Here is a 2,615-nt window from a genome sequence, read left to right as displayed (position 1 = left end):
CCTCCGAGAACGACACCACGGCGCTGCGCCACACGGCGTCGAGACCCTGATAGCGCAACGCGACGCCGCGGTCGTCGACTTGCGCGTCGGCGAGATCGCCGCGCTTGGGCCGGCTCTGGCCTCGCACCTCGAACATGTCCCGGAAGTCGGCTGCGTAAAGCAGTTGGATCGGCACACGCGCCGCGGCGTCGCTGTAGTTGGCAAGTGAAATGCGTTCGTACACGCAGGCGTTCCACAGAAAACGCCGCCGTTCCAGATGAATCACGCCTTCGGCCATCGAGGTTTCACCCAGCGGCGGCAACGGGCGGTTGGTCATGTTGGCCGTGAAGAAGGCGTTGTCCTGGCTCACCGCGCTCGAAAGGAGCGCCGGCTGGAGCCCGTCCATCAGCAGGCGGAAAGTCGACAAGAGGCGGGTATCGTTGTGGAAGAGGCCGTCACCCTCGCCGGTGACATCGCCAAACGCATCGGCGACCAGGAAGGTGTCGCCTTCCTTCAAGACGAAAAGCCGCTGCCCGGAGCGCGCAGGCGGGGCGGGCCATGCATCTTCCTGCGTCACCGTGGATTTTTCTGTTGCCGCGATCAAGGCACCGCTCCTTCAGGTCCAGGTCTCTTCATGCCGCCTCGCCTTCGAGCAGCGCGGCTCGGCTGTCGCGCGCGAGCTGCCAGTAGAGTTGCGCGTAGTGCTGCGCCATTGCCTGCGCCGTGAAGCGCTCTTCGAATACGGCACGTACCCGCGCGCGCGGCAGACGCCGCACGGCTTCGACGGCCTCGGCCGCTTGCGCGACGTCGTCCACGATGTAACCCGTCACGCCGGGGTCGACGATCTCGGGCACCGATCCACGGCGCCAGGCAATCACCGGCGTGCCGCAAGCCATCGCCTCGATCATCACCAGGCCGAACGGTTCGGGCCAATCGATCGGGAATAGCAGCGCGCGCGCGTCGCCGAGGAACTGGCTCTTGTGCTCATCGCCGATCTCCCCGAGAAATTCGACCAAAGGGTGGTCAAGCAGCGGGCGAATCTCACGCTCGAAGTAGTCGCGATCGACGTTGTCGACTTTCGCGGCGATGCGGAGCGGAACGCCCGACAGCTTCGCGATCTCGATGGCGCGGTCCGGCCGCTTCTCAGGCGAAATGCGACCGAGGAAAGCCAGGTAGTCGCCGCGCGCCGAATCGCTGAACCGACAGCTGTCTGCGGCTATGCCGTGGTGCACGGTCGCGTACCAGTTGCCATCGGGCAGCGGCTTGCGTTGGTTGTCCGAAATAGACACGAGCGGATACTTCTTCCATCGGCGGTAGGTATCGGGCAGGTCGGCGATGTCGAGCCGGCCGTGCAGTGTCGTCAAAGTACGCCCGGCGAGATCCTCGAACAAGGGAAAGTGCAACATGTCGATGTGGAAATGCAGAACGTCGAACTCGTCGGCCATGCGCCGTACCTCATCCAGCATCGACAGGTGGCTCGCGAGGTCGGATTTGAGCACGGCGGGGTCCAGCCGGATCGCCTGCCTGCGCGTCGCCACGAGCGTGGCTCGCGTTCGCGCCTCGCCGGACGCGAATAGGGTGACTTGATGGCCTTGGTCCACAAGCGCGTCGGTCAGGTGAGCGACCACCCTTTCGGTCCCCCCGTACAGGTAGGGCGGCACCGCTTCGTAGAGCGGTGCGACCTGAGCAATTTTCATGGCTGCTCTCCTAGGTGCTCGAAGAAAAACTCGGGGGTGCGCGGAATGTGCCGTACTACCTGCGCGTGTTCATCAAGGCAGACAAATCGAGCGGGGACGGTCTGTAAAACATAGATGCTGCGGCGTATAAGAAAGCCCAGGAGGCCTCGACGCAGCGTAGGCTGTCGAGGGGCCGCTAGTGCGGTGACGTGGGGCGGTCGGTAAGCTACCGGCTTGTTGTTCCATACTCAGTCTCCTGGCGACGGCATCGGCGCCTGGAGGTATCGATCAACTCGGCGCGAGGGCTAGATGAGGGCTAGATCTTTCCCATCAACAACAGAACGACCAGGATCAGCAGCACCAGCCCGATACCCCCGCTGGGGCCGTAGCCCCAACCCCGACTGTGGGGCCAGCTTGGAATCGCGCCGAGGAGCAGCAGAAYCACGATGATCAGCAGAATTGTTCCCAATGTCATTTCATTTCTCCTGTCAGTGAGTCGTAGCGGCGCAGTACTCGAGAGAATTCGCGCAGAGCACCAACGCCGCTTTGCTCAGCGCGCCGGCACCAGTCTTCCAACAGTTTCACCAACTGCTCCTTCGAGGCGGCGGATCGGCTCCACAGGTCAATGAGTTCTTGCCGCATCGAGTAGATAGTGCTCAGCACCGCGCTCGAATGCAGAGTCTGTTCCAGGGCGGCGCGCTCCTTCTCCGGCAGTCCCCTCGCGTCCCTTTGCAGCAAGTACTTGACCGAATCCAGCGCTCTGGAGTCGGTCGAACTCGGGATCGTGCTCGCCCGCAGGCGGAGGAGTTCCTCCACGGCGATCGGGCGCAAGAATCTGGCGAACTTGGCCAGCACGTCGTACCTGTGGGTGATGACGGCCTGCAGGGTACCCATGTCGCAGCGAGTCTTGGATGCGTTGTAGCGAATCCTTGGCGCCACCTTGCGCACCCTGGCCAAGTG

At 63.4% G+C, this 2,615-nt stretch carries 4 protein-coding genes; all 4 read right to left on the bottom strand.

The window, feature by feature from the left end; all coding sequences use genetic code 11:
- On the bottom strand, positions 1-583 hold a 583-nt coding region (locus AC1D2K_RS33215; RefSeq protein ID WP_478094501.1), incomplete at its 3' end, for a glycogen debranching N-terminal domain-containing protein.
- Between the two features lie 28 nt (positions 584-611).
- Complete coding sequence (locus tag AC1D2K_RS33210) at positions 612-1,676, bottom strand: glycosyltransferase family 4 protein (RefSeq protein ID WP_478094499.1); 1,065 nt, start codon at positions 1,674-1,676, stop codon at positions 612-614.
- Between the two features lie 295 nt (positions 1,677-1,971).
- A complete protein-coding gene (locus tag AC1D2K_RS33205; protein WP_478094497.1) occupies positions 1,972-2,130 on the bottom strand; it encodes a DUF3309 family protein in 159 nt (52 codons plus the stop codon).
- Positions 2,127-2,615: DesA/ISL3 alpha bundle tail domain-containing protein (locus tag AC1D2K_RS33200; RefSeq protein ID WP_478094496.1), on the bottom strand; the 489-nt coding region annotated here is incomplete at its 5' end. The genes AC1D2K_RS33200 and AC1D2K_RS33205, both read right to left, overlap by 4 nt.

It is taken from the genome of Variovorax sp. P1_H12_2 (assembly GCF_056405335.1).
This window is presented reverse-complemented; position numbering and strand designations above follow the sequence as displayed.

Bases quoted from the DNA above. Each gene is read 5' to 3' on its own strand.
- AC1D2K_RS33210 (WP_478094499.1), bottom strand. From the start codon at position 1,676: ATGAAAATTGCTCAGGTCGCACCGCTCTACGAAGCGGTGCCGCCCTAC.